The sequence below is a fragment of the Winogradskyella marincola genome (assembly GCF_029624125.1).
Taxonomy (GTDB): Bacteria; Bacteroidota; Bacteroidia; order Flavobacteriales; family Flavobacteriaceae; genus Winogradskyella; species Winogradskyella marincola.
The window spans coordinates 1-3,498 of sequence record NZ_JARSBN010000017.1 but is presented as its reverse complement, the minus strand read 5'-3'; the positions used below and the strand labels follow the sequence as shown (position 1 = coordinate 3,498).

Genomic DNA, 3,498 nt, shown 5'->3' with positions numbered 1-3,498 from the left:
TTTTACTATCTTTCGGCTACGGCGGAAAGAATCCTGCGGATTTTTCCGCAACGAAATCATAGCCGAGACCGTTGTGCAACATTAGAAAAACATTGAGAAAATCTTCAAAACTTATTGGAATAATAACCATAATCTTTGCTACCATAGGTTGCAAGAAAGAACCTGAATTTGAGAAGATCGATTTTGATTGGAAAATTGATGTGATTGAAAATATTGGTCGAAATCTAAATCCAAATCAAAAATATGAATATTGGGCGCTATTAAGGTCAAGTAATGGAGGCCACGAACACGTGGACATACTTCACGAACAAGGTATGACTGAAAACCGCAACCTGATGAATTTAAGTTATAATCAAGAAGGTTTTATTGTTCGCGGACATCACGCCACTTACGCATATTATATAATGGCGGTAGAAAATGGACAGGTATCTAAAATAAAAAATACTGAAGATTTAAAACTTTTCCTTGGTAAAATTGACACAATGGAAGAAGCTCTGTTGCTAACGCAAATCAAGGAATTTGGAATTGATTATTGTGATGAACGAGGTGGTTCATACCGAAAAACAAATGACGGATTTGAATTTTATTTGATGAAATCTAATTCAACAGGAAGTTTGGTTATTTTGGAATCTTTAGAAAACACACAATATTTAGTTACCGTAAATAATTCTGGAATTGTAAATTCAAAATCTTGTGGAGTGTATTGTCAAGGAAAAAAGGAATGTATAGATTGCGGATAAAAACGTTGCACAACAACGTGTATAGCTCATTGCGGCTGAATTCCTAATCGGAATTCATTGCAATTTGCTATCTTTCGGTCAAGGCGGAAAATCATAGCTGATTTCCCGCAACGAGCCATACACAAAACCGTTGGCAACAAGCTGAAAAAATGGACATAGAATATTTACCAAATAAAGGCTTCATTCTGAATTCTGTGAAAATAGAATGGAATAGCGAAAGAAATTCTGTTAGAGAAAAAATCGGAAAAAAGTATAAAGAGGATGACAGAACAATTGACGTAGCTCAATTTTTTGATGGAGACGAAAGTATGAATATTCACCAAAAAAGAGATATTTACGAAAATCTGAACTCTAAAAATGATATGATATTCCTGAATTACAACAAAGACAATAAATTAACGGAATTGGAAGTACATTCTGGTTTTAGTATTTTAATTGACAATATTCGACTTGATTTTGGAAATGAAATCTCGGATTTTATTAAACAATTTGAAAAAAACGGAATTGAATACTCGGAAACAGAAAAAGGAAATTATCTTTTGCCAAAATTAAAAATAACTATTGCTGACAGTGAATCAATAGGTGGAGATGGAACAGGATTATCTTATTTTTACGCAGCATCTGACATTAGCCACTTAACTGAATGAAAAAAAGCCAGTTGCCAACAATGTATAACCGCAATTACGGCGGATTCGACTACGTCCGAATCCACTCGGAATTGCTAACGTCAGTGCTAAACCGAAAATAATAGCTAATTTAACCCGTAACTGACGGTTATACGAGACCGTTACCCAACATTTGACAAAACATTGAACATTACACTTCGAAACATAAATTGGACTAAAAAAAGTGGAATTCTGATTATCGGAATTTGTTTGATAGGAATGCTACTAAATTATTTTGTTCAATTCTATCGAGGAACTTGGATTTATCAATATGGGAGTCTGATTTCGTTGCTTCTTTTTTATGGTGGAGTTTTCTGTTCATTAATCAACACTATATTTTTGATTTCAAAGCATAAATCGGAATTAAAAAATAATCTGATTTGGATTTTGGTAAGTGCTATTCCCTTTTTGTACATAACAATAATGATGACGATAGCCTTTACAGCTAATTACGAATTAGAACGGAACTTTTGACTATGAAACAAAGACCTATATTAATTTTAGCTATAATTCTGACCTTGATAATTGAATTAATCTTAATTATTTTAGTTTATAACAAGGTTGGAACTGAAAGACTACCTTCCCAAATTGGAAGACTAACTATTCAACTTATTTTAATAATATGGGTTTTGAGTAGTAAATCTAATGTTGGATTATTTTTATTAGCTGGTTATCACATTGTTTCAGGAATATTTGGATTGAGTTCCAAAGGTTCGGCTGAATTGTTAGGACAAATATTAATTGGTTTTCACATCATAATCGGAATAGTAATTTACTTTCACGATTGGATTGAAAACAAAATCGGAATAAAAAAAACGTTGGGTAACAATGTATAACCGCAATTACGGCGGATTCGACTACGTCCGAATCCACTCGGAATTGCTTACGTCAGTGCTTAACCAAAAAACATTAACTTTAATTCCGTAACTGACGGTTATACGAGACCGTTGTGCAACATTTAACCAAACCAACTGAACTCTAATAACAGAAGAAATGGGAAATCAATTAAATTATTTACAAGAAGTTAATGACATAATTCTTAACCCAAAGAAAAAGGAATTAATTGATATTTTAGTGAACTTTATTAAGACAGATTTCGAATTACTCATAAATGAGTCTGCAAGAGATAGATATGAATTGGAAGTAGTGACATTTGAATTTGACAAACCTTTTTCTTTCTCTTATGTTGCTTATCCTGGGTCTAATCTTATTCCAAATGAATATACCACTATAAATAGTGACTTTGAACTTGAAACTCATTGGGATGAATTAGAGAAAATTTTTAAAGATAAAGGATTTATACAAGGTCCAGATGGAGATGAATGGTTTAATACGGAAACGTTTGACCTTATAAGCGAATGGGAATTATGCCGATATATGGAATGTAATTGGTTTAGTGACTGTTGGAAAGAAGCAAAACGAATAGCTTCAAGACCGAATTACATATATTCTAAATTAAGATGTTTTTTTGTTGAACACGATGTTTTTGGAGGTATAGATGCAGATAATGGTCGATTTAAGACAGAAAAAGAAATAAAAGCAACTTTGATAAAAGAAGGTTTGTATATAGAACCTATCTATGAATCTCAATTTAAGGTTCACAAAAATGACCGCAAAGAATTATGGGGAACAGTATTGGAATCTTTTGAAAATTTCACATTAGCTTTTGAATATTTAGACAATATCCTTAAGAAAAGTAATGATGAATTTGCTCACGAAGACTATTTAATAAGAAAATGGCGAAAAATAGATAATAATGGACAGGAAAAATGGATTTTAGATAGTTCTTTTGAAAAGAAATTTTTAGGTTCAAGGACAGCAAAAGGACTTTTATATACTAGAAAAGAGTATGAAGAATTAAATAAATTGAAATAAAAAACGTTGCACAACAATGGCTATAAGTAATTGCTTGTTCTCGCCTACTTCTGAAAATCCTTGCGGATTTTCAGTTTGGTGCGTACTTGCAAAGTTAAACGCTAAACCACGCAACTACTCATAGCCGAGACCGTTGTACCTCATTTTGACCCGTCCTGAATAAAGGCTACATAATTTTAAACATTATGTATAAAAACGACAAAGTAATCAGACGGTAT

The 3,498-nt window shown here is 32.3% G+C and carries 4 protein-coding genes; all 4 read left to right on the top strand.

Annotated features, from left to right (window positions below; translation table 11 throughout):
* Positions 1-92 precede the first annotated feature (92 nt).
* Entirely contained in the window at positions 93-740 is a 648-nt protein-coding gene (locus P7122_RS15730) for a hypothetical protein (protein WP_278006756.1), read from the top strand.
* 149 nt (positions 741-889) lie between these two features.
* Positions 890-1,387, top strand: a complete 498-nt coding sequence (locus tag P7122_RS15725; RefSeq protein ID WP_278006755.1) for a hypothetical protein — start codon at positions 890-892, stop codon at positions 1,385-1,387.
* 494 nt (positions 1,388-1,881) lie between these two features.
* On the top strand, positions 1,882-2,241 hold the full coding sequence (locus P7122_RS15720) for a hypothetical protein (RefSeq protein ID WP_278006754.1): 360 nt from the start codon (positions 1,882-1,884) through the stop codon (positions 2,239-2,241).
* 157 nt (positions 2,242-2,398) lie between these two features.
* Entirely contained in the window at positions 2,399-3,280 is an 882-nt protein-coding gene (locus P7122_RS15715; RefSeq protein ID WP_278006753.1) for a hypothetical protein, read from the top strand.
* Positions 3,281-3,498 lie beyond the last annotated feature (218 nt).